This is a genomic window from Mucilaginibacter sp. CSA2-8R (genome assembly GCF_038806765.1).
GTDB lineage: Bacteria > Bacteroidota > Bacteroidia > Sphingobacteriales > Sphingobacteriaceae > Mucilaginibacter.
Genome location: NZ_CP152389.1, coordinates 2,392,932 through 2,416,085, shown reverse-complemented (window position 1 = coordinate 2,416,085; position 23,154 = coordinate 2,392,932). Strand labels below are relative to the sequence as shown.

Here is a 23,154-nt window from a genome sequence, read left to right as displayed (position 1 = left end):
GGTACCATGCATATAGTACTTTATTACAAAAAACTTTTATTCTTAAAGTCGGACTACACCACAGGCTATTCAACTTTTGCTACGTTCCACGCTTTGGAATAAGCTTAAGCAAAAACTAAAAGCATGTGCCACCAAAAGCGATTAATTTGTGCCGCTCGCCATTCGGGCAAAGTTGATTAAGATAAGGGCAGATTCTTCAACAAGCTTTATATGATTCTTATCAAAATCCTCCTGTTTGCGGAGGATTTTGATAAGAATCAATTTGCTTTACAAATGACTTTTGATTTTTTCAATCATCTCAGCGTATTCACTTTCTTGCAAGTGTACGGTTGGTTCCGGGAACATTACAAATGTGCTGCCCCATTGCGGTGCATTTTCATATTTGGGAACCAAATGGAAATGGATGTGCGGCATCTTGTCGCCATAAGCGCCATAGTTGATTTTATCGGGTCCAAATGCAGCATTAATGGCTTTAGCAGCCCGGCTTAAATCATCCATAAATAATTCGCGCTCCTCTTTTGACAGTTCAAATATTTCGTTTTTGTGCTCCTTTTTATAAGCCAGCACGCAACGGCCACGATAAGTTTGTTCTTTAAACAAATAAAGTATACTGGCTTGCAGTTCGGTAATTTCGATGGTTAAATTGGTAAGGCGTTCATCTTTAGCACAATAAATGCAAGGGTTGGGGCTAACAGTAGTAGTCATGATATTTAAATATTGAATAACTTAAGTGCCTAAATATAGTATTTATTGAGCGGCAACACCGTTATCAAAAAGTAGCTGCTTTACTGTAATCAATTTCAGTCATCCCTCAAGGTTTTTACCGGATTACTTAAAGCTGCTTTGTAAGTTAAAAATATAGTTGTAGAAAACGAGATGAACATTAACACTGCTATAGGCAGTACAAATTGCCACCACGTTATTTGTACCCTAAAGGCGTAACCCTGCAGCCATTGATAGATGATGATAGCTGCCAATGGTAAAGCAATTAAACCTGCTATCAAAATAAGCTTAAACATTTCGTTGCTCAGCAAACCGATAATGCTTTGCGCTGATGCACCTAATACCTTACGCACACCGATTTCTTTTTGCCGCCTTACGGTTGAGTAAGTTGTTAAGCCAAACAAACCTAAACAGGCGATGATTATCGTAATGGATGAAAACAAGATAAACACCTGTCCGAAATGAATATCCTGTTCATACTGCCTTGCATAAAAATCATCCAGGAAAAAATAATCAAAAGACGAATCAGGAAAAGTTTCGGCCCATAAGTTGGCCAGTTGAGCATTAACCGGTGTAATATGCGATTGGCTGGCTTGAACAGATAGATATTTAAGCGGCACCCAGGTAAGTTTTGGATCCATAAAAAGCACCGTAGCTGCGTATGCTTCTTTTAACGATTGCTGATGAAAATCTTTAACCACACCGATAATTTCATTAGGCTCTTTGTCCAACGACTCGATCCAGATCTTTTTACCCACAGCATCCTGTGCAGACGAAAAACCGAATTGTTTAACCGCCTCTTCGTTCAATAAAATTTTGGTTGAGTCGGCCGTGTTGGCTGCGTTGTAAGTACGCCCGGCAATTAATTGCAACCGGTACATCTTTGTAAAGTCAAAGTCTACCCGCAGCATTTCGTAAGCTCGTTCTGTTGCCTTTGAGGTACCATACCGGCGGCAGGCGGCTGCCATACCAACTCTTTTGCCCGGCACCGCACCCGACACACTTACCGACTGCACACCAGTAATCTGCTCTGCTCTGCTTTTAAAACTGCTTACTTTTTGAAGGTAATTGTCCGTATTCGAAGGCGCTTTTATTACAACTGTCTGCTTTAAATTAACGCCGGTGTCTTCGTTACTCATATAATTTAATTGCCGGTAAACAGCAAACGTGCCGGCCAACAACAGCAATGAGGCCGCAAATTGAAAAGACACCATGCTTTTACGCAACCAAACGCCGCTTTTAGAAAACGCAAACCGTCCTTTAAGCACTTTTATAGGCTGCAATCTGGACAGTACGACAGCCGGATAAATAGCCGATAAAATGATGCTGGCTGCAAAGCCCAAAAGCGCCTTATACAATATACCACCGTCAATGAGTAAATGATAAGTTTGTGTACTACCTGATAGTCGCTGCAACATATAGCTAATGAGCAAAACCCACAATACTGCAATTAATAGCGAAATTAAATTAATAACAAACGATTCAATCAAAAGCTGCAATACCAGTTGTGAGGTATGGGCACCTGTTACTTTGCGGATACCGATCTCTTTAGCTCGATCTACCGATTTGGTAGTAGCTAAATTAATGTAGTTAATACAGGCAATCAGCAAAATTACAAAAGCCATTACCCCTAAAAAACTCACGGCCTGACGGTTACCTTTCACCTCCAGCTCGTAAGGTTTAGCAGTGTTTAGGTGTATTTCTTTAAGCGGAACTAAATTAATACTCCATTTAAGTTCTTTGAGCGGTGCCGCAGTTTTAAAACGTTCGGCCAGTGCCGGAAACTGCCCTTCAATACTTTGCGGGGTAACGCCAGGTTTTAATTTCAAAAACGTATAATTTTCGTGCTGATACCAAAACTCCCTGATCCACCCGGGTGATGTATTCCAAGATACCAGCATGTTAAACTGCAGGCTGGAGTTAGCAGGCAGATCTGCAAATACAGCGGTAACCAGGCAATCATAACTTTTAAAGCGCGAAGCCAGCTGCAGTATTTTACCCATAGCCGCATTAGCACTGCCGAAATATTTTTTAGCTTCCGTTTCGGATATAGCCACTGTATTTACCTCGCGCAATGCAGTTAACGGATTACCCTTAATTAAGGGTAGCGAAAAAAATGAAAAGAAATTACTATCGGCAAAGCAAACCCGTTGCTCCCGGTATTTTATGTTTTGATAGCGCACTACCCGCTCGTTATCGTTCCAACTGATACGGGCATAGCTTTCGATACCGGGTATATTATCATACATAGCTTTCGCATAGCCATTACTGGCTGTTGCCCAGCTATCAGTTAACTCGCCCGATCTGTAAAAACGGCTCTCGGCCCTATAAATATGATCGCTTCCCGGATACATGCCGTCAAAGCTTTTTTCATAATGCACATAGGCACTAATCACAATAAAAGAAGCCAGCCCAAGGCTTAAACCAATAACATTAATGATAGTGTAAGACTTGTTTTTAAGCAGATTGCGGTAAGTAACCAACCAAAGATTGCGTAGCATAAGGTGAGATTTTCACTAATGTACTGATTAATTGGTAGTATTTTTAATCTGCAACCTTATTGATAACAGCGGATGCTTGATATTTTTGTGTTACTGCAATGCCGGTAATAATAGATGATGGCCGCCAATGAAATATTATATTTCATAATAAGAATACTTTATAGACACTTACTTAATTTATATTATATTGCCTGTAAATCACTCGCTATCAATATCGAATTAAAAGATTTGCGTCGCACCTCAGCACTTATCATCATTCTATTATTACAATTAGCTGGCACAAAAATATTTGCGCAGTTTAAATTACCAGCCACCCGTAAAAGCCAGGTTACAGAAACCTATTGCGGTGTAAAAATAACGGACAATTACCATTGGCTCGAAAACCTTGCCGACCCCACAGTTAAAGATTGGTTTAAGGCCCAGAATGACTATACTAATGAGGTGCTGGCTCAGATACCAGGCCGGGACAGCCTAATAAATACTTTTATCAGTTATGATAAATTACAGCCAGCCCGGTATGGATTTATTAAACGCAGGGCCGGTCGTTATTTTTTGCGCAAAACGCTGCCCAATGAAAACGTAAGTAAGCTATACTGTAAAGATGGTGATGCCGGCCCGGAGGTATTAATTTTTGATCCGTTGCTCTACAGCAAAAATAATAAATATGCCATGGCCGACTTTGTTCCGAGTGATGACGGAAAATAGGTAGCCATTGCTATAGCCAGCGGCGGCGGCGAAAATTCTTTTATCCGCATATTTAATTTGGTAAGCCATTCTTTTCTACCGGACAGCATTGGCCCGGTTAGAGAAGAAATTGCCTGGACACCTGATAGTAAAGGCTTGATTTATACCCGCCTTAATTCTAATAACCCGTTCGATACAAACTTCCAGATGAATACAGCTTCGCGCTATCATGCTTTGGGTACGAATCAGGATAAAGACCGAATTTTATTATCTGCTGCTCAATATCCTAAATTAAAAATATCCCGGACAGAGGTGCCGGGCGTGAGCTTTACCAATAACGGGCAATACCTAATTGGCCATTTAATTACGGTTGACCTGCGCACACACTGCGTTATTGCCCCTGCCAGTGATTTGCTAAAACCTCGTATAAACTGGCGCACGCTGATAAACCGCGAGGATAGTATAGTACAGGCCGTTGCTATTGGAAACCAGTTATTGCTGCATAGCATAAAAGGTGCTCCTAACGGAAGTATTTTGGCAACCAGTTTGGCACAACCTGATGTAAAAACAGCTAATGTAGTGGTGCCCGAAGAAAGAAAGATATTTGAAATAAGCGCAAGTAAAGACTACCTGCTGATTACTAAGGATGATGTGGTCCGCTCCTACCTGCAAACCTACCATGTGCCTACCAAAACACTTATTAATGTTAAACAACCCCTGGCAGGCACCAACGCTTTTGGAGCCTATGATGCAAAAGCTAACGACTGTTACGTACTCTTGATATCGTGGTTGCAGCCAGTGGTAGCTTATACTTATCAGGCCGACAAAAAAAATGTCATACGATAGCCCGTTTAACACACAAGTTAAATATCCGGGGCTGCAAGACCTGATGGTTGAGGAGATTGAAATTCCGGGACATGATGGTGTGCAGATACCACTTTCTATCATTTACAAAAAAGGATTAAAAAGAAACGGTGCTGCCGTTTGTTTCATGACCGGATATGGTGCTTATGGATTTTCGAATGTGCCGCATTTTGATAATAAATATCTTGCAATGCTTAACAAAGGCGTTGTAGTGGCAGTAACCCATCCGCGCGGCGGAAGCGAAAAAGGATTGAGCTGGTACAAAGCTGGTTTTAAAACCACCAAGCCTAATACCTGGAAAGACTTTATTTCGTCTGGCGAATACCTAATTAAAAATGGCTACACAAGTGCCAGCCACTTAATTGGCGAAGGAACCAGCGCCGGAGGCATTTTGATTGGCCGGGCCATTACCGAAAGGCCTGATTTATTTGCTGCCGCGATTAATAACGTAGGTATTAGCAACGCCTTAAGATTTGAACTAACGCCGAACGCTGATAATATTGCCGAGTTTGGCACTTTCAACGATCCGCTGGAGTGTAAAGCACTGCTGGAAATGGATGCCTATCTGCATGAAAAACGGCCACTAAATATCCGGCAGTCATCAACGTACGCGGCATGAACGATCCCAGAGTGATTGTTTGGCAACCAGGCAAATTTGCTGCAGCACTACAAAACGCTTCCGCATCTAACAAGCCCGTGCTGATGCAGGTAAACTACGACAATGGGCACTATACCGAAGATAAAGCCGTAACATTCCGAAATTTTGCCAATATGTATACTTTTGCCTTGTGGCAGGCAGGCCATCCGGACTTTAAATTGAAATGAGCTCCTCTTGATTATGATATGTTTTGCAAACGCTATTCCTTAAACTTATATCAAGCTGCATTAAACCGCGAAAGTTGTTATTTGGATGCGATACCATTAATGATTACTTTTTTTAATATATTGTTCTGGTGTTAAGCACCTGGCAATTGAACGCAATCTTCATCTTATCATCTTAAATGGAAATCTTTAAAAAAGTAAGCTATGCCATTATCGCAATGTTATGCGTTGGTTTCGTTTGGTATTGCGCATTAAAATTTTCAAAAATTAAGTGTTGCAAATAGAAACAACAAGTACGAATCGGTTAAGTCGGTACCAGACGATTACGTTAACTTATTCAAGACTGAAGTTTCTGAAGAGATTCAAGTCAATCAAACGTTCATTTACAGCAACCGGAATCCGATTACACTGGCCCGATATCGAGATTTTAATTTTCAGATAACAAAAATCGACGTGCCTATTGACATTAAAGACCCAGATATACAAATAGGCAAATATAAGATTTACCGGACGGACAATAATATTTTCGTTCCGATAAATGATGGTCGGCTTGAAACGAATTATGCGTTAGAATCTACCACAAAAGCAAATAGTTTGCAGGTATCCGTTGATACCGATGCATTCCAGGCATTTAAAAGTAAAAACATAACGTATCTGGGCATCCAATCAGGTGGCTTTTCATTGAGCTATAATAGAAGTGAAAATGTAGAGGCTTACGGACAAATGAATTCATTGTCTGACCAGTCAAAAATCTATTTAGCATTTGTAAAAAGACCTGGTTTTATTTATTTAGTTGTAATCGACCCAATTGGGCCGCAGAATGAAGTTTCGGTAGAGTTTCTTGATAGCTTATTCAAGAATATATAAGTGGCCATGTATTAAGTATGCTCTATTAAAAATCTTCGCTCTTTTTTAAAATTCCTTTCTCCATACTCTCCTTCAACAACCCATCGGCATAAGCCCAAATAGTAGCCGAACCATCGGCAATTGCTTTCTTTTTGGCATATACTTTATCGTAAGGTACGTTAAATTCGGCCCAGGTGCCGCCCTGATTGGATGCATTCTGCAGCAGGGGTTCAAAGCGGTCCATGGTTCGGGCAAATCTGGCCTCGGCTGTTTGGCCTTCTTCAAATTCTTCCCACACGGCAATAAAATCCTGAACCTGAGCTTCGGGCAATAGTCCGAAAATGCGTTGCGCAGCCAGCCGTTCCTCATCGGTATTAGTGTGGTTTTTTACAGTATCATAAATAAACGTATCCCCCGCATCAATCTCCACCAAATCATGGATAAGCACCATTTTGAGCACTTTCAACATATCTATAGCTTCGTTGGCATGACCAGCTAACACCAGCGTCATCATGGCCAGGTGCCAGCTGTGCTCGGCATCGTTTTCGTGCCGGTCGCTGTTAAACAGTTTGGTTCGACGTTGTATATATTTTAGCTTGTCTATTTCCTTAATAAAGGCAACCTGCTTTAGCAAATCGGGTGTTGTCATAAGTTCATTTATAAAGCTGAAATAAATTGTTTTAAGGTCGTCGTTATTGTCAATCCAACGGTCGACAATTAATCATAAAAAACCAACAATTTAAGCAAATTAACGGCGTTTAATTTTCAATTATGCAGGTCAGTAATTTACCGATTTGTAAATACACTTCCTCAATCGTAATATTGCAATAGATAGACATGGGCATTACTAAAACAGAAATTTTTACGGACGAGCAAAACCAACTGGCTGTATCATTAAAAGCTATTGCTCATCCGGCCCGCATTGCTATTTTGCAGCACATTATTAAAGCAAATGCCTGTATCTGCGGCGATTTGGTAGACGAACTGGGTCTGGCACAGGCAACTATATCGCAACACCTGCGCGAATTAAAAAATGCCGGACTAATACAGGGAACCATTGAGGGTGTAAGCGTTTGCTATTGTATCGAACCTAAAGCTTGGGCATTATTGCAAAAACAGCTTAATGGCTTTTTTAATTCGTACATGCAACCCAAGACCTGCTGTTAAAATTTTTTGAACTTTCAAATCGCAATATTGCAATAATACAATTAAAGGATTTTATATGAAAACGCTTACCTGGCAATCATTTAAAGATCAACTATCGGCACATGAGAACCGCGAATTACAATTTAAATACGCTTCCGACCGTTTGGTAAATGCATCTTACCACATTACCGAAATTAAACAAGCTAATGTTACCTCTGTAGATTGCGGAGGTGTGATGAATGCCTGGACAGAAATTATTGTGCAACTTTGGGAGCCTACAGACGAACCATCAACCGAAGCCATGAAAGTGAGCAAGGCTCTGTCTATCATTAACCTGGTTGAAAGCAAGTTACCGCTTAACCCAAACGGCATTGTTAAGATTGAATTTGGCAACGCCGGCTTTGATACCCGCCAAATGGTCCCGACAACAGTAATGGCAGATGGCGACAACCTGATTGTTGACTTACATGCAGACACCGTGCAATGCAAAGCAATAGAACGCGGCGGCAGTTGCGGTACTGATGCCAATGGCGATGAGCGCTGTACACCGGCAGCAAAACCGCAATTACCTTTAATCAACCTGGCAAATAATTCAGCTGTATGTACACCCGGCTCGGGCTGCTGTTAAACCAACATCATTATGAAAAATATATTATTGCTGTGTACCGGCAACAGTTGCCGCAGCCAGATTGCCGAAGGTTATTTAAGGCATTTTGCGGGCGCCAAAGTAACCGTTTATAGCGCAGGCATCGAAACCCATGGCGTAAACCCGAAAGCTGTTGCTGTGGTGGCCGAAGACCATATTGATATATCAGGGCACACGTCAAACCATGTTGATGAATACCAAAATATTCCGTTTGATTATGTAATTACCGTATGTGATAATGCCAAGGAGGCCTGTCCTTATTTTCCGGGCGATGTACAACGTTTTCACTACAATTTTCCGGACCCAGCTAAAGCCACCGGCACGCCTGAACAAGTGATGCAGGAATTTAGACGCGTACGCGACATGATTAAAGTTTATGCTGGCGAGTTTGTAGACCTCTATATAAATCAGTAAAACATGACCGCCATACCTAACCACTGTGCCCCTGCTGCTAATCGCAAAAATCTCGGCTTTTTAGACCGCTATCTTACATTATGGATATTTATGGCTATGGCTTTAGGCATAGCACTGGGTTATTTCGCACCTTCGTTTGCCGAAAATCTAAGCGGGTATAACCGCGGCACTACAAACCTGCCGCTGGCTGTCGGGCTCATTTTAATGATGTACCCGCCGCTGGCCAAAGTCAAATACAAAAACTTAGGTCAGGTATTTAAGAACACTAGGGTATTGAGCGTTTCGCTCCTGCTTAACTGGGTGATAGGCCCGGCGCTGATGTTTGTTTTGGCCATCACGTTTTTAAACGATAAACCCGATTATATGACAGGCCTTATCCTCATCGGACTGGCCCGTTGCATTGCCATGGTTTTAGTATGGAACGAACTGGCAGACGGCAGCCGCGAATATGCAGCTGGACTGGTAGCTTTAAACAGCATTTTCCAGGTGCTGTTATACAGTATTTATGCATATGTTTTTATTTCAGTACTACTGCCGATGTTTGGTTTTAGGGGTACCGCTGTTAATATTGGGATGGGTGCCATAGCACAATCCGTAGGTATTTATCTGGGTATACCTTTTACAGCTGGTGTGTTAAGCAGGGTTATTTTGGTTAAACTTAAGGGCGAGTTATGGTATACTCAGCGTTTTATCCCATTTATTTCTCCGCTCACGCTAACGGCATTATTGTTTACCATAGTGGTAATGTTTAGTTTGAAGGGAAAGTTAATTATTCAAATGCCCTTAGATGTAGTGCGAATTGCTATTCCGCTGGTCATTTATTTTGCGGTGATGTTTGTTATAAGTTTTGGGATAGGCAAATACATGGGCGCCAATTATGCACAAAATGCTTCTGTAGCTTTTACAGCAGCCGGAAACAATTTTGAACTGGCTATAGCCGTGGCGATTGGCGTATTCGGTATCAACTCTGGCCAGGCCTTTGCCGGGGTAATTGGGCCATTGGTTGAGGTGCCTGCTTTAATTGCGCTGGTTAATGTGGCTTTCTGGTTCAGAAAGCGTTGGTACAGATACGAAAACGTTATTTAATAAAATACAGTCTCATTAACTTACAACAGTTTCTGGACTGCGTAAGTATATCAATCAATGTTCAACAAGCCATTGTATTTCGTTTAGGTTTGTCAGACTCAACCATTAAACGCCGTAATTATAGATTTGATTTTTCATACGAAACAAACCCGCTTTGCTTTGCTTATCTCGACTCGGCTTTGTAGCGCAGTATCAAGCGCAAACTTGGGTCGTTGGTAAAAAAACTCATCATCCAGTTAAATACTGTTTTAAGTTTATTTGTGAATCCTGCAAGTGGGAAAATATGGATAATTAACCAGGTTACCCAGGCAAAATAACCAGTGAACGAAAACTTTGGCAAATCAACTACTGCGCGGTATTTTGAGATGATGGCCATGCTGCCTTTGTTGTTGTAGACGAAGGGTTTTATTTCTTCTTTTTTGGTGATACACACCAGGTTTTTTGCCAATAACGTACCTTGTTGGATGGCTACCTGGGCCAGTTGTGGATGACCGTCAGGATATTCCTCATCGGCATTCATTAAACTGATATCGCCAATAGCGTAGATATTTTGGGTGCCACTTACTTTGTTAAACTCGTCTACTTTAATGCGTTTGCCACGTGCCAGGCTTTCTTCTGGTAAGCCGGGTACCCGGCAGGCCGTAACACCGGCAGCCCATATAAGTGTTTGTGTTGGTAATTCTTCGCCGTTTGCTAACACTACTTTACCATCAACGCAATCTTTTACCGCAACACCGCTTTTTACATGCACCCCTAACTTTGTTAACCGACGCAAAGCTTCGGTACTGGCAGTTTCGCTCATACTGCCCAAAAGCTCATCGCCAGAACTAACCAGGTAAACATTACCTCTTACGTTGCTTAATTCAGGATAGTCTTTTTTTACAATATGCTTACCCATTTCGGCAATCATACCGGCCAATTCCACACCAGTTGGTCCTCCGCCTGTAATAACGATATTCATCAGTTTTTCGCGCTCTTTTTCGTCTGCCTCGCGGGTTACTTTTTCCATATTCACCAGCATATGGTTACGAATGCGCAAGGCATCATCAATAGTCTTCATGGGCATGGAGTGCTTCTCCAAATTTTCCATTCCGAAGTAATTGGTTACCGTTCCCAAAGCAAGTACCAACACATCGTAATTAATGGTGCCGTATTCGGTTACAATCAGATTTTGATCTGCCTTTACTTCTTTAAGCGCACCATGATAAAAGCGAACATTTTTTTTGCCTTGCAGCATTTTACGAAAAGGATAACTGATGTTGGAAGCCTCGATGAAGGAGGTAGCTACCTGGTATAAAAGCGGGGCAAATAAATGGTAGTTATGTTTATCAACCAACAATACATCGACATCTTTTTTTCCGGCCAAACCTTTGGCTAAATTCATTCCGGCAAAGCCGCCGCCTACAATCACTACTTTCATGCTAATCCAATTATGTGTTGCCCTCACCTAACTAAAAGCATTCCAAAAGATTTTTTTTATAGTAAACCAGCACGATTTTATACCAAACTGGAATAAATTGACATAAGAAACCTATTTCTTATCAGTTTCTTTCCAAACCCTAATTTATTTCTAATGCCTAATCAAAAAATAGTAATGCGATCTTGACATTATTCCTGTAATTAACCCAATCAATGTAACTATAGGCATTTGCCGGAGATGTAAAACGTGCTGGATGGAAGTTTTAGCTACGATAGCAACTTTGTCAGTACGACAGCAATTGACTGCATCTCAAAATATCAGCACAAAAACAGGCTGCCTCTTTCAGGGCAGCCTAAAATGTCGATGAACTGCTTACTCTACCTATCGGTTAGACGTAAAATCAATCTGAGGACGAGTAGCAGCGATACCTGTGGCAGATACGGTAAAGGCGTTGAGCGTTTTTTAATCGATAACTAAATTGACTACCGTAAACAATGGTTGGCTGTTGCCACTAATGGAATTTACGCCACAAATAGTAATCAAGTTAAAGTATCCGGCGCGCCCCATGAGCTTGGTAACAAACCTAATGCAGTTAATTAGCAGCATTAGTACTGCGGGCCTGCTAAAGCAAGATACACTGATCTTGTTGCTTTTGCCCACAGCGAATGCCTGTGTTACGAAGCCCACAAATCAGAATACAAGTGTCCGCACTTATGAGATAGCTACCTGTAGCGTCAGATTGGTGAGCATCTGATTGAAGTTTCTCAAAGCATGGCACAGAACCGCGGCAGCATCAATCTATACTGTTACACCTTCAACAGTTAATTTTAAAGTTACACGATATAATTTGATGAAAGTATCTTGGAGACAGCACTCGATTACCTGATTACTCTTAACCAATTTAAAAATTACAGTTGGCTGCGGGAGAAAGGTTTTCTTTTGCTGTTGTTAGTGTTGCCTTCGAGCCGTTGATGGTAATTTTCCAGATCGTATCATAATCATTGCCTTTCCAGTTGAGCGCTTTTGCGTCTGCACCCAACGCGGCAGCAATATCTGCAATGTTATTATGTTCCCACACTACCAACACAGTGCCCGAGCGTTTGAGTATGTTTTTTGCTAAGGCAGAAGTTTGATCAACATCATATTTGCTGTTTACTGTTAAATTGTATTTAACTGCCAATGGCCAAATGGTTTGCATCATGCGCCCACTTTTGGTGGCTTTGCCTACCGACGGTGCAGGTACGTATGCGTAATTGGGTATGCCAAACTGCTTTACCAAAACTGCCGGCAATTGCATAGCCCGGTTTAAACCCTGACAAGACAAATTATCGCCTTTTTCCGGCTTTTCAGCATGTCTGATGATAATTACCTTGAGTGGCGACTGCGCACCAGATTTTTGCGCTACGGTTACTTGACTAAATAATGCGATGAATGCGAAGAGCAGAAAACATATTTTCATGGTAGTTAGGCAATATTTTAATCTAATTAATATAAGCTTTAAAGCCGTTTCATATTATTTGGTTTTGGGCCAAAGTAGTTTTTTAAATTTTAACCTGATAAGTATGTTCATTAACCATTAAATCTGGTTTGCAGTGATAGCGTATGACAGATCATCTTCTCAGGTTAAATAAATGTATTGTCCTGCTTGTTGCTTTCTATAATTTGAATTATAATTTTCAACTTTGATGGCTGCAACAACTAATAATCGCCTTTTACATGATACCAGCTTTGATTAAAAATATTGAAAAAAGAGACTGGCTGGCCATGTTTGCTGCGGCCATAGTGTTGATGGCTACAAGTTCTTGCTCAACGGTTCTAAATAATTCTAAAACCAGCGCTTTGAGTACCGATTACTGCGCGCCAAGGCTCCATTATCGAGATGATACCACTAAGCAAGTGTTTGTTTCTAAAAATGCTTTGGTAGCTGCTAAGCTTGATGCTCATGATTATACGCTGGCAACTCATATCGGTTTGCTTGAGTTGCTGAACCAATATTCGATTAGTGAAACCGCCGAAGAAAAACTTAACAGCAAGCAAAAGATTACAGAAAGAGTTCTGCTATTGAATACGGAAATGGAAGCGGTAGTGGCAGAGCTGGACTGCAACGGTGAACGTTATGATCAATTGGCGCGGTTTTTAGACGCCAGAAATCATAAAGTAAATACCCGTTTAACGGTAGCATCTATTGTGACAGGTGCGGCCCTGGCCATATCTACTGCCATTATTAAAAATAATAAGGTGACTAATGCTGTTAACATTAGCGGAGGCGTTGCAGGCGCAGGTTTAGGTTTTATGCTGCTCAATCCTAAAGGTAAGAAGATACAGTTACAGACGCAACACAGTTTGCTTAACAATGTGTGGCACGAATCTAACGCAGATAATGCTTTACCACCAGCACTATGGCGTGTGCTCAATGAAAAAGCTTTTAGTAATGAAGGGAAACAATCGCTGATACAAACGCTCAAAAAGCGATGGCTGACTTTTGTATTCGACGACAAGTTAAACAAAGAAGACGAGCAACGCTTTTTTGGCATAAAGGGATACTTTAATGAAGAAGATCTACAACACCTGGCCGATATGCATAACCAACTACAAGCCAGCATACGCACCATCCAGCAAGATATGCGCAGCCTTATCGCTGCTATCAACCGGATATAAAATCCACTCACTGATGTAAGGCTACAGGTAAAATCAACAGGCCCTCGTCCTCATCTCCCAAAGCTTCGTAATGCCCGCTCAGATAAAAGCAACCAGCCAGGGCAGCGGTAATCGCATCCACTTCATCATGGCTGGCATAAATATAGTCACCTTCTATGCCTAACCGGACGAGTCCTTGTACTAAATCGCTCAGGCCCTTCTGTTTCCGCGGTAAACCCAGAATATCTTGTGTACCGCCCGGGAAGCATTCAATTACGTCAAAGCCCAGCGCTCTAAATTCCTGAGCCAGCAGCATACCACGCAGTGTTAGCTGTTGCATACTGCGGATTAGTGTAGGGTACGAGCGTATGCCACGTTTAAGCATCTGCCGTTCGCACAGGCGGGAAATGCCATAAATATACCTGCCGGGGTCATCATCATAAACAGAAATCCGCCCCTTGGGTAAGGACAATGGCGAATCAAGAGCAATGACGGCAGGCTGGGCTGCAACTGTGCAGGCCATGAGTTCAGCGTTACTTTTAATCCGTCGGGTTTGCACCTGTCCGTCCTGTAATACAGCCCAGCCCGAGGCTTTTTTCTCGGACCCGGTAAGGTCTATACCGATCACGGATGCTGGTATATTAGAAATGTGACTTAACGAAGAAATATAAGGAGGCATTTATGGTAGATGTATTTGTTGAGCATGCGTGTAGATTAAGTAATACCAGGTTATTTACGGTAGCTTTAAAATTTTAAAAACCCAGACAATGTTTGCTCAACCAGATTTACGCGTTCGTCTATTGTAGTATCGCCTTCAATCTCCAGCACTGGGCAATCCAACGCACTTAACCAATTGCGATGGGTATTTAGTGTTCTACCGTGGGTAGTATTGTCATCATAACCTGTAGCCCAGGTTAAAAACTGCTGATATAATGCTGCCCGTTCCGGGTTGTCGAAAATAGCGGTGCCGTAACGCTCCACCTCGCGCTCCATCAAACGTTGCAGCCGGATAGCAGGCGGAAGGTAAAGAAATACCACTAAATTAAAATATGTTTTCCATTCGTCACCCCAGTTTACCAGCGAGCCACCGACTATCACATCTTTGTGCTTTTGCAAATCATCTTTCAAGAACCGGTTACGCTCTTCTGCTGCGCGCCGTTGAGTAAAGGGCATTGCAGAAGACAGCCAAAAGTAGTCGTCGGTGTCAAAATAAGGATGTTTCCAGCGTTCGGATAATGCCTTACCCAGCGTAGTAGACCCCGCACCGGATGCTCCCATGATATGGATTTTCATCGCAACAAAATTATGCCGCAAATTTACATTACAATAATGATGACCATCAGTAAATAAAACTCTATACCTATCAAACAGTGCTTTCTTCGCTCGTTTCGCCTGCGGGTTCCCAAAGCTCAATGACATTACCTTCGGGGTCAAGGATGTGTACAAATTTTCCGTAATCATATTCAGCTATCTCATCAACAATGGTTACTCCTTCCTTTTTCAATTCTTCGAGCAGTGCAGCAATGTTTTCTACCCGGTAATTAATCATGAAAGACTTGTGCGACGGATCAAAATATTTTGTATCCTGCGGGAATGCACGCCAGGACGTCGAACCTTTTTGCGAGGGATTGTCCGCATCGCGCCATTTAAAGGTGGTACCGTAATCGCTTGTAGGCAGGCCCAGGTTTTTGGCATACCATTCGTTCATCGTTTGAGGATTTTGGCTTTTAAAAAATATGCCGCCAATGCCTGTAACTTTTTTCATGTTTTAGGGTTTAGTTTTTTATCAAGTATATAGTCTTACCAATAGGTAAAATTATCAGAGTAATTTCGTCGGTTTATTTCAAAATTGCAAGTCCTGATTTAAGTAGAAGCCGGCAACTACAACTTATAACTTTTTTGACGAGGTTTTACTAATCAAAGTGATAAATATCTGTCCAAGTTAAAATTCACTTGATAAAGTGCGTTAAGTTTTGCAACATTAAAGATTAAATCTGCTCCATATAGCCATCAACATGCCATCAACCAGAGGTTTATCTGCCGATACGATAAGGGCGCTCGAAACAATTCCGGGCCAGTACCTTATCTTATCGCCCGATTTGCATATTATAACCGCCAGTGAGCAGTTTTTACATTCGGCCGGCACCACGCGCGAAGCAATTACGGGTAAATATATATTTGACGCATTCCCGGCAAATCCGGCGGCATCAAATGCCGACGGTGTACGAAATATCGCTGCCTCATTACAAGAGGTTATTCATACACGTAAACCTCACTACATGTCGGTACAGCGATACGACGTACCAGATGCTGCGCATCCGGGCAAATTTTTGATGCGTTACTGGAACCCCAGCCATACGCCTGTTTTAGACGACGACGGCGAATTGCTATACATCATACAAAAGGCCGTCAATGTTACTGAAAAAGTACTTATTGAAGCCGCTTTAGCCCAAAGCAAGGCACAGGAGTTACAAACATTAGCTCACGTTGAAGCACTGAATTATGAGTTGGCCGGCAGTAATGCCGAATTAAAGGAATCGCGCGAGGCATTACTGGGTCTGTATCTGGACTTGGAGCATCGGGTTGACGAGCGCACCCACGAACTTGCCGAAAGCAAAGAAAGATATAAATCGTTGATTGCCTTTAGTCCGGTACCTAAAAAGGTACTAACCGGCAAAAACTTGGTTTTAGAAACCGTAAATGAAGCGATGTTGAAATTGCTCGGCCAAAACAGTGACATCGTTGGCAAACCCATTTTAGAGATATTTCCGGAATTTGCCGGTCAACCTATTGTTGAAGCCTGCAAGCACGTATACCGTACCGGTAAACCGTTTAATAGTAACGAAGTTTACTTAAACTTAAGTCGTGACGGCTACATTCAGGATTGCTACCTGAATATTAGCTGCCGGGCCATTTATGAAGGTAGTAAAATTTTTGGTGTGTTATGCACGGCTATTGATGTAACCGAACAGGTAAAAAGCCGTTTAGCACTGCAGCAAAGTGAGTTACGCTTCAGGCAGGCGCTTGAGTCTGGCGACATGGGCGCGTGGAGCATCAATATCGAAACAATGAAGCTTACCGTATCAGATATCGGCCGTAAAATATTCGGTTTTGACCCAAACGGGGAGTTAACGTTAGATGATAATATTGCCGCCATGGAGCCTGATTACAGGCAGCCACTAATTAACAATCTGAATAACGCGATAGAAAAGCATGAGTCGAGCGACGTAGAATATCCAATTACTCAGCTGCAAACCGGCGAGCGCAGGTGGATAAGGGCTACAGGAAAATTATTTTTCGATTCTACGGGTAAGGCCGTTGAATATTCGGGTATGATGAGCGATGTGACAGAGCGAAAGCTAAACGACCAACGCAAAAATGACTTTATCGGTATGGCAAGCCATGAACTGAAAACGCCGCTTACCTCGCTTAACGCCTATCTGCAAATGCTGCAAGCTAAAGCTATTAAAGCAGAAGATGCCTTTACCGCTAACGCCCTGGATAAGGCGACTAATCAGGTTAAAAAAATGACAACCCTGATTAACGGCTTTTTGAATGTTTCGCGGTTAGAATCAGGCAAGATCTATATTAACCATCAGCGTTTTGACATGGCTGCATTGGTAAAAGAAGTAGAAGACGAAGCTCGTGTTATGGTCAACACGCACCGGATTATTTTTGCGCCTGTTGAAGAAACCATCGTGGTGGCCGACCGTGATAAAATTGGGCAGGTCATTAATAACTTTATCAGCAATGCTGTCAAATACTCTCCTTTAAGCAGCACCGTACACGTGGCCTGCACTGCCGAAAATGGTATGGCCTGTGTAAGCGTGCGCGATGCGGGTTTTGGCATCTCGGCCGAAGATCAGGCCAAGTTATTTGAACGATATTATAGGGTAGAATCGCAACAAACCCAAACGATTGCCGGATTTGGAATTGGACTTTATCTTTGTGCCGAAATTATACATCGGCACGATGGCAAAATATGGGTGGACAGTGAGCAGGGTCAGGGCAGCACCTTTTATTTCAGCATTCCGTTAGCTTCGTAGTCTGCTGTGTTGGATAGATAATAAGCTTAAAATTTATTACTATATTCTTGTTTTATGGCAGCAACTATTCATATTTGAAACTTGATGAGAAAACTGCTTACCGTTTTTGCCTTGCTGATGCTTAGTCATCATCTTTTTGCACAAAACAATACTTCCGCATCTTACAGCAAGGCTAAACCGTTAACCATTGGCGTAGTAGAAGAATTACCATCTAAAATTTTAGCCGAAAAGCGGATTTTGAATGTTTATCTGCCCGAGGGCTATAACGCCAGGGATACCGTAAGGTACCCGGTGATTTACTTACTGGATGGCGCAGTAAACGAAGATTTTATTCATATAGTTGGCTTAGTTCAGTTTAATAGTTTTGAGTGGATTAACCGTTTGCCAAAATCAATCGTAGTTGGCATTGCAACGGTGGATCGCCGCCGGGATTTTACCTACCCAACAACCATCCAGTCGGATAAAGTGGCCTATCCCACTACCGGACATTCTGATAAGTTTATTGCTTTTATAGAGAACGAATTACAACCGTTCATCCAATCCAGATATAAAACCACAGACACCAAAACACTCATAGGCGAATCCTTGGGAGGACTGCTTGCTACCGAGATACTGTTTAAAAAGACAAGGCTATTTAATAAGTATATCATCGTAAGCCCGAGTTTATGGTGGGATAAAGCATCGCTGCTCGACTTTAAAACGCCTAAACTTGGGCCTACTGCCGTTTACATTGGCGTAGGTAAAGAAGGCCTTACCTCTACCAAAATGCCGCGGGTTATGGAAGTAGACGCAAACTTGCTGGCCGATAAATTAAAAACTGAAAACAAAACGCATGACCAGGTATTTTTTGATTACCTACCGTTTGATAACCACGCTACCGTTATGCACCAAGCGGTTTATAACGCTATTAGATTATTGTACCCGGACAGGAAATCGGAGTGAATATTCTGCAAAAACTCATAAAGCCTCTGCTTAAATGCTTTAAACGCCTGCGCTAAATATTTACTCCTGACTGTCACTTCGGCGTGATCGCCCCCTTTCCTTCCGCGCTGCGAAACAATTACCGGTTCGCCAAAGCGGATGTTCGGATGGTCAATCATTTGCCAGGCTTGCGCATATGACATTTGCATTTGCTGCGCCGCTTGCGGGATTGATCCGTTTTGTTCAATACATTCCTAAAGTTGTCTGCACATAGTTCGCCAGCTTATACTCCGTCAACAAACTTGCGTTTTAGGTAACGCCGTATGGGAATGTCAACAAATTTCATGATGAAATAAGCCCAGCCAACTAAGAAAATTACACATATGGGTATCAATATTTCAAGCCAACTCATGGGCGGCTTTCTGGCGGCCAGGTAGCTATAAAATATCCAGACGAAAGGATAATGGGTCATGTATAATGGGTATGATAAATTACCCGAAAATTTACATAAGCCAACCAGTGTTTGCGACACCTGTATGCCAGCACCTAAAGATACCAGAAACGGAAAATATAACAACACCGTAAACGCGTCAGTATATTGGTTAATACTGGTTTTGTAGGGCAACAATAATGCGGCCAACAGCATAAATGATAGCGATACAAAACCCAGTTTAGATTTAATGATCCACCCCATACGATATACTAACATGCCAGCCAAAAAGGAGTAAGACACTCGCACAGGGCCTCCCCAAAAAACTTCTTTACCCCACCCCCCGCCTAAGCCATTAGAGTGCTGGGTTTCAAAAAAAACGGCAACAGTGGCTAAAACAAACAGCGTCCACAGCAGCTTTTTGCCCGCTCGGCAAAGCACTAACGCATAAAACAGGTTAGCAATGTACTCATAAAACAAAGACCACGTAGGCGGATTAAGGTGAAACAGGTTATAGTACCGCTCTTTAATAATTGGATATGGTATCATAAAACACGAACCCAAAAACATAAGTATGCCCTGGCCTGTACCGTATTGGTTTAACAGGTTACTAAACGGATCAAAGAAATAACTCAACAACCCCAATACCGCACCTGTTACAACCAACGGATGCAACCGGATGAGCCGCAATTTTATAAAGGTGCCCAAACCCATGCCTGGCATGCGGCTATCATAAGCGTAGGCAATTACAAAACCTGATAAACAAAAAAAGAAATCGACCGCCAGGTAAGCGTGGGTTATAAAATTTTTGCTGAGCTCGGTGATGGCAATTTCCATAAAATGGAAAATCACAACCGCTAATGCCGCAACCCCTCTCAACCCATCGAGTGCCTCAAAATGCGGTCGGGTTTGCAAAGAGTTATTATCGGACTGGGTTGCAGGCATGGTATTAATTTATGGTATATCGGTAATTATAACAATAATGCTGTTGGCGTGCAAGTACGCGCAACACAATTTGGGCAACTGATAACTCAATTTATACGTAAAGACATAAACAAAGTACCGTACTTCCTAAAAACACAAACCTGCTTTAATTATCATTTTTCTTTTACACGTCAAACATTTGTATTAATAATTAATTTTGTATTACACTTGCCATGCAATCCGTAACCGAAAAACCTCAACAGTATATTTACGCTAAAGGCGAAATGGCCGACCGAACCCGAAAGTTTGATTGGTCTGTCACACCGTTGGGTCCAATAGACACCTGGCCGTTACCTTTGCTCACTACTGTAAACCTTGTGCTCGACTCGAGTTTCCCGATGTTTATATGGTGGGGCGAGCAAAAAATACAATTTTACAATGATGCCTACATGGCAATATTAGGTACTGCTGCTAACAGCAAGCACCCTGGGGCACTTGGCAAAAAAGGCGAGGATTGTTGGCTTGAGGCTTGGCCGGTAATTAGTCCGCTCATTGCGGGCGTTTTGCAAACCGGCGATGCTGTTTACCTCGAAAACCAACTCATACCCATATACCGTAACGGACGGTTAGATAATGTTTACTGGACGTTTTCGTACACACCCATAAGGGGGCAGTACGGCAAACCCGAGGGCATCCTGGTAGTATGTACCGAGACTACTAAAACCACGCAGGCTTTGCAAGAAAACGAACAGCAGCTAAAGCGGGTGATGGACCACATGGCCGAAGGCGTTGGGATTACCGATCATACCGGTCATATAGTGTACGCTAACCCCATGGCCCATCGCATTTTAAAAACTGATAGTGAACGCTTTACCGAAAGGAGGAGTAACTCGCCCGAATGGTTTAATATACACTTAGACGGCACAGCTATGGCCGACAAAGATCACCCAACGATGGTGGCTATGGCGACAGGAAAACCTGTTTTTAGCTATGAGTTTGCCATTCACAGCCCGGGAGCAGACCGTGTTTATCTAACAATGAACGCAGCGCCTATAACTGACACGGAAGGCCATATAACCGGCGCGGTTGGTATGTTTAGTGATATTACCGAACGTAAACTGATGGAGCAACGCCTGCGCGATGAACGCGACCGATCGGAAAAGCAAAAACGGCTGTACGAAACCATAACTGCAGCCACACCCGATTTAGTATACGTGTTTGATACCGAATACAGGTTTACCTATGCTAACAAGGCACTGCTGGAGATGTGGGGAAAAACGTGGGATGCGGCTATAAGCAAAGGCTTGCGCGAAAATGGCTATGAAGAATGGCATGCGCAAATGCACGAGCGTGAAATAGACCGCATTGTGGCGACGCACGAGTCGGTACGCGGTGAAGTATCGTTCCCTCATGCTACGCTGGGTCGCCGTGTATATGATTATATTTTAAATCCGGTGTTTAATGATGCTGGCGAAGTAACAGCTGTTGCCGGAACAACGCGCGACATTACCGACATTCGTCGTGCCGAAGCCGCTATAGCTGAGAGCGAGGAACGTTTCCGTACTATGGCTGAAAGCTCTGGAATACTGATTGCAGTAGCCGACGAAAGCAGCAATGCCACTTATTTTAGCAAGGCCTGGGTAGACTTAACCGGCAGACCCCGCGAGGAAATGCTAAAGTACGACTGGCTCGATTTGTTACATCCTGAAGACCGGAGCCGTTACGAGAACTCCTATTTATCGGCATTTAAACAACATGCTCCATTCGCATGCGAATTTAGAGTACTCACTAAAGAGGGCGATTACCGGTGGTTGCTGGCAAATTCGCCGCCACGTTTTCGGCCGGATGGCACATTTGCAGGCTATATTACAGCTTGCTTAGACATCACTGAGCAAAAGCTTAATGAGCAGCGAAAAAATGATTTCATCAGTATGGTAAGTCACGAATTAAAAACGCCATTAACATCACTTAACGGGTACCTGCAAATTATCGAAGCCAAATCGCGGAAGGCCGAGGATGCGGTTTTGCATAATATTGCTGATAAGGCTAACCGCCAAATTGTAAAGATGACCAAACTAATCAATGGTTTTTTAAATGTTTCGAGGCTTGAATCGGGGCAAATTTATATTGAGCGTACCCTTTTTGATATGGCACAATTAATAAAAGATACTGAAGATGAATTTTTTACTCAGGTCAATACTCATCAACTGATTTTTGCGCCCGTTGTTAAAACCATGGTGAATGCCGACCGCGATAAAATAGGCCAGGTAGTCAGCAACCTTATCAGCAATGCAATTAAGTACTCACCATTGGGCACGGCTATTCATATATCATGTATGGCTCAAAATGGCAAAGTCAGCGTGAGTGTCCAAGATGAAGGCATAGGTATCAGCGCAGAAAACCTGCCACGATTGTTTGAGCGCTTTTACCGGGTGAATAATCAGGGTTACCAAAGTGTAGCAGGTTTTGGCATAGGCTTGTATTTGTGCTACGAAATATTACAGCGGCATGGCGGTAAAATTTGGGCAGAAAGCGAACCAGGCCAAGGCAGCACTTTTTGCTTTGAATTGCCGCTGGCTTAGAGCTAATGATAATTGCAGCTTGCAGCGAATTTATTATTCTTGAAATATGTAAAATTTAGCTAGGCAAGCAAACGATTTACTTCGATAACCAAATCTCCAATGTCGAAAGGTTTGCGCACAAAGCCGTCGGCGCCGCAGGTTTGCATCAATTCTTCGATATCTATAGCAGTCGAAAATATAACTACAGGGATGTGTCTTAAATCGTGTATAGCTTTAATTTCTTTGCATAACATATGCCCCTCATTATTGTTCACCCACTCATCCAGCACAATTAAATCTGCTTTAAAGCCGGCTAAATTAGTTGCCGGTAAATGGCTGGTAACATTAACGGTGTAGCCGTCTTGTTCCAACACCCACTTTACAATCTCACAAATGTCTTGGTTATCTTCTATCAGCAGCACCTTCTTCTTTGTCATCTTCTAATCAAAAGCTTTTCTTAAAAAGCCTGCGAATTTACTAAAT

21 protein-coding genes and 1 pseudogene are annotated in these 23,154 nt (G+C 42.5%); 12 read left to right on the top strand and 10 right to left on the bottom strand.

The genetic code is table 11. The features are described from left to right. Positions 1-267 precede the first annotated feature (267 nt). Together AAGR14_RS10015 and AAGR14_RS10010 are read right to left on the bottom strand one after the other, a co-directional pair. Entirely contained in the window at positions 268-705 is a 438-nt protein-coding gene (locus AAGR14_RS10015) for an HIT family protein (RefSeq protein ID WP_342648451.1), read from the bottom strand. A gap of 95 nt (positions 706-800) precedes the next feature. Further along, positions 801-3,224 (bottom strand): ABC transporter permease, encoded by a 2,424-nt coding sequence (locus tag AAGR14_RS10010; RefSeq protein ID WP_342648450.1) that lies wholly within the window; start codon positions 3,222-3,224, stop codon positions 801-803. A 114-nt stretch (positions 3,225-3,338) separates the two neighbouring features. On the opposite strand from AAGR14_RS10010, the pseudogene AAGR14_RS10005 reads away from it, so the two are divergent. The 4 genes and pseudogenes from AAGR14_RS10005 (at position 3,339) to AAGR14_RS09990 (ending at position 6,461) form a co-directional block, all read left to right on the top strand. Further along, positions 3,339-4,754 (top strand): annotated as a pseudogene (locus AAGR14_RS10005) (hypothetical protein). After that, entirely contained in the window at positions 4,741-5,391 is a 651-nt protein-coding gene (locus AAGR14_RS10000) for a prolyl oligopeptidase family serine peptidase (protein ID WP_342648449.1), read from the top strand. Before AAGR14_RS10005 ends, AAGR14_RS10000 begins: the two are co-directional and overlap by 14 nt. After that, on the top strand, positions 5,388-5,597 hold the full coding sequence (locus tag AAGR14_RS09995) for a prolyl oligopeptidase family serine peptidase (protein WP_342648448.1): 210 nt from the start codon (positions 5,388-5,390) through the stop codon (positions 5,595-5,597). Before AAGR14_RS10000 ends, AAGR14_RS09995 begins: the two co-directional genes overlap by 4 nt. Before the next feature lie 450 nt (positions 5,598-6,047). Then, positions 6,048-6,461 (top strand): hypothetical protein, encoded by a 414-nt coding sequence (locus AAGR14_RS09990; protein ID WP_342648447.1) that lies wholly within the window; start codon positions 6,048-6,050, stop codon positions 6,459-6,461. A gap of 25 nt (positions 6,462-6,486) precedes the next feature. Here AAGR14_RS09990 and AAGR14_RS09985 read toward each other — a convergent pair whose 3' ends face one another. Further along, positions 6,487-7,089, bottom strand: coding sequence for an HD domain-containing protein (locus tag AAGR14_RS09985; RefSeq protein ID WP_342648446.1), 603 nt, complete (start codon positions 7,087-7,089; stop codon positions 6,487-6,489). A gap of 188 nt (positions 7,090-7,277) precedes the next feature. Here AAGR14_RS09985 and AAGR14_RS09980 point away from each other — a divergent pair, with 188 nt between their 5' ends. The 4 genes from AAGR14_RS09980 to arsB are packed head-to-tail and all read left to right on the top strand — an operon-like array spanning position 7,278 to position 9,732. After that, positions 7,278-7,607, top strand: a complete 330-nt coding sequence (locus tag AAGR14_RS09980; RefSeq protein WP_342648445.1) for a metalloregulator ArsR/SmtB family transcription factor — start codon at positions 7,278-7,280, stop codon at positions 7,605-7,607. A gap of 55 nt (positions 7,608-7,662) precedes the next feature. After that, positions 7,663-8,214: a DUF6428 family protein gene (locus AAGR14_RS09975; protein ID WP_342648444.1), complete on the top strand. Its 552-nt coding sequence runs from the start codon at positions 7,663-7,665 to the stop codon at positions 8,212-8,214. 12 nt (positions 8,215-8,226) lie between these two features. Next, a complete protein-coding gene (locus tag AAGR14_RS09970) occupies positions 8,227-8,646 on the top strand; it encodes an arsenate reductase ArsC (RefSeq protein ID WP_342648443.1) in 420 nt (139 codons plus the stop codon). 3 nt (positions 8,647-8,649) lie between these two features. Further along, the gene (arsB, locus tag AAGR14_RS09965; RefSeq protein ID WP_342648442.1) at positions 8,650-9,732 is read left to right on the top strand and encodes an ACR3 family arsenite efflux transporter; all 1,083 of its coding nucleotides are present in this window, start codon (positions 8,650-8,652) and stop codon (positions 9,730-9,732) included. A 163-nt stretch (positions 9,733-9,895) separates the two neighbouring features. On the opposite strand, the gene AAGR14_RS09960 is transcribed toward arsB, so the two are convergent. After that, positions 9,896-11,152, bottom strand: a complete 1,257-nt coding sequence (locus AAGR14_RS09960; protein ID WP_342648441.1) for an NAD(P)/FAD-dependent oxidoreductase — start codon at positions 11,150-11,152, stop codon at positions 9,896-9,898. A gap of 901 nt (positions 11,153-12,053) precedes the next feature. After that, entirely contained in the window at positions 12,054-12,611 is a 558-nt protein-coding gene (locus AAGR14_RS09955) for a histidine phosphatase family protein (protein WP_342648440.1), read from the bottom strand. Positions 12,612-12,868: 257 nt separating this feature from the next. Between AAGR14_RS09955 and AAGR14_RS09950 the strand changes: the two genes are divergently transcribed. Next, a complete protein-coding gene (locus tag AAGR14_RS09950; protein ID WP_342648439.1) occupies positions 12,869-13,810 on the top strand; it encodes a hypothetical protein in 942 nt (313 codons plus the stop codon). A gap of 7 nt (positions 13,811-13,817) precedes the next feature. Here AAGR14_RS09950 and AAGR14_RS09945 read toward each other — a convergent pair whose 3' ends face one another. From AAGR14_RS09945 to AAGR14_RS09935, 3 genes are all read right to left on the bottom strand, one after another. After that, positions 13,818-14,468 carry a DUF429 domain-containing protein gene (locus AAGR14_RS09945; RefSeq protein WP_342648438.1) on the bottom strand — a complete coding sequence of 217 codons (651 nt, stop codon included), beginning with the start codon at positions 14,466-14,468 and terminating at the stop codon, positions 13,818-13,820. A 65-nt stretch (positions 14,469-14,533) separates the two neighbouring features. Further along, the gene (locus AAGR14_RS09940; RefSeq protein WP_342648437.1) at positions 14,534-15,082 is read right to left on the bottom strand and encodes an AAA family ATPase; all 549 of its coding nucleotides are present in this window, start codon (positions 15,080-15,082) and stop codon (positions 14,534-14,536) included. 70 nt (positions 15,083-15,152) lie between these two features. After that, positions 15,153-15,554, bottom strand: coding sequence for a VOC family protein (locus AAGR14_RS09935; protein WP_342648436.1), 402 nt, complete (start codon positions 15,552-15,554; stop codon positions 15,153-15,155). Between the two features lie 250 nt (positions 15,555-15,804). Here AAGR14_RS09935 and AAGR14_RS09930 point away from each other — a divergent pair, with 250 nt between their 5' ends. Together AAGR14_RS09930 and AAGR14_RS09925 are read left to right on the top strand one after the other, a co-directional pair. Then, entirely contained in the window at positions 15,805-17,835 is a 2,031-nt protein-coding gene (locus AAGR14_RS09930; protein ID WP_342648435.1) for an ATP-binding protein, read from the top strand. A gap of 84 nt (positions 17,836-17,919) precedes the next feature. Then, positions 17,920-18,777 (top strand): alpha/beta hydrolase-fold protein, encoded by an 858-nt coding sequence (locus AAGR14_RS09925; RefSeq protein ID WP_342648434.1) that lies wholly within the window; start codon positions 17,920-17,922, stop codon positions 18,775-18,777. Between the two features lie 262 nt (positions 18,778-19,039). On the opposite strand, the gene AAGR14_RS09920 is transcribed toward AAGR14_RS09925, so the two are convergent. Then, positions 19,040-20,131, bottom strand: a complete 1,092-nt coding sequence (locus AAGR14_RS09920) for an acyltransferase (RefSeq protein WP_342648433.1) — start codon at positions 20,129-20,131, stop codon at positions 19,040-19,042. Positions 20,132-20,343: 212 nt separating this feature from the next. Here AAGR14_RS09920 and AAGR14_RS09915 point away from each other — a divergent pair, with 212 nt between their 5' ends. Then, positions 20,344-22,692, top strand: a complete 2,349-nt coding sequence (locus AAGR14_RS09915) for a PAS domain-containing sensor histidine kinase (protein WP_342648432.1) — start codon at positions 20,344-20,346, stop codon at positions 22,690-22,692. 59 nt (positions 22,693-22,751) lie between these two features. On the opposite strand, the gene AAGR14_RS09910 is transcribed toward AAGR14_RS09915, so the two are convergent. Then, positions 22,752-23,108, bottom strand: a complete 357-nt coding sequence (locus tag AAGR14_RS09910) for a response regulator (protein WP_342648431.1) — start codon at positions 23,106-23,108, stop codon at positions 22,752-22,754. Between the last annotated feature and the right edge of the window lie 46 nt (positions 23,109-23,154).

Excerpts from the sequence above, each read along its gene's own strand:
- AAGR14_RS09995 (WP_342648448.1), top strand. The coding sequence starts at position 5,388 with ATGAACGATCCCAGAGTGATTGTTTGGCAACCAGGCAAATTTGCTGCA.
- AAGR14_RS09930 (WP_342648435.1), top strand. The coding sequence starts at position 15,805 with ATGCCATCAACCAGAGGTTTATCTGCCGATACGATAAGGGCGCTCGAA.
- AAGR14_RS10000 (WP_342648449.1), top strand. The coding sequence starts at position 4,741 with ATGTCATACGATAGCCCGTTTAACACACAAGTTAAATATCCGGGGCTG.
- AAGR14_RS09975 (WP_342648444.1), top strand. The coding sequence starts at position 7,663 with ATGAAAACGCTTACCTGGCAATCATTTAAAGATCAACTATCGGCACAT.
- AAGR14_RS09955 (WP_342648440.1), bottom strand. The coding sequence starts at position 12,611 with ATGAAAATATGTTTTCTGCTCTTCGCATTCATCGCATTATTTAGTCAA.
- AAGR14_RS09920 (WP_342648433.1), bottom strand. The coding sequence starts at position 20,131 with ATGCCTGCAACCCAGTCCGATAATAACTCTTTGCAAACCCGACCGCAT.
- AAGR14_RS09910 (WP_342648431.1), bottom strand. The coding sequence starts at position 23,108 with ATGACAAAGAAGAAGGTGCTGCTGATAGAAGATAACCAAGACATTTGT.
- AAGR14_RS09960 (WP_342648441.1), bottom strand. The coding sequence starts at position 11,152 with ATGAAAGTAGTGATTGTAGGCGGCGGCTTTGCCGGAATGAATTTAGCC.
- AAGR14_RS09980 (WP_342648445.1), top strand. The coding sequence starts at position 7,278 with ATGGGCATTACTAAAACAGAAATTTTTACGGACGAGCAAAACCAACTG.
- AAGR14_RS10015 (WP_342648451.1), bottom strand. The coding sequence starts at position 705 with ATGACTACTACTGTTAGCCCCAACCCTTGCATTTATTGTGCTAAAGAT.
- AAGR14_RS09915 (WP_342648432.1), top strand. The coding sequence starts at position 20,344 with ATGCAATCCGTAACCGAAAAACCTCAACAGTATATTTACGCTAAAGGC.
- arsB (WP_342648442.1), top strand. The coding sequence starts at position 8,650 with ATGACCGCCATACCTAACCACTGTGCCCCTGCTGCTAATCGCAAAAAT.
- AAGR14_RS09925 (WP_342648434.1), top strand. The coding sequence starts at position 17,920 with ATGAGAAAACTGCTTACCGTTTTTGCCTTGCTGATGCTTAGTCATCAT.
- AAGR14_RS09935 (WP_342648436.1), bottom strand. The coding sequence starts at position 15,554 with ATGAAAAAAGTTACAGGCATTGGCGGCATATTTTTTAAAAGCCAAAAT.
- AAGR14_RS09970 (WP_342648443.1), top strand. The coding sequence starts at position 8,227 with ATGAAAAATATATTATTGCTGTGTACCGGCAACAGTTGCCGCAGCCAG.
- AAGR14_RS09940 (WP_342648437.1), bottom strand. The coding sequence starts at position 15,082 with ATGAAAATCCATATCATGGGAGCATCCGGTGCGGGGTCTACTACGCTG.
- AAGR14_RS09950 (WP_342648439.1), top strand. The coding sequence starts at position 12,869 with ATGATACCAGCTTTGATTAAAAATATTGAAAAAAGAGACTGGCTGGCC.
- AAGR14_RS09945 (WP_342648438.1), bottom strand. The coding sequence starts at position 14,468 with ATGCCTCCTTATATTTCTTCGTTAAGTCACATTTCTAATATACCAGCA.
- AAGR14_RS09985 (WP_342648446.1), bottom strand. The coding sequence starts at position 7,089 with ATGACAACACCCGATTTGCTAAAGCAGGTTGCCTTTATTAAGGAAATA.
- AAGR14_RS10010 (WP_342648450.1), bottom strand. The coding sequence starts at position 3,224 with ATGCTACGCAATCTTTGGTTGGTTACTTACCGCAATCTGCTTAAAAAC.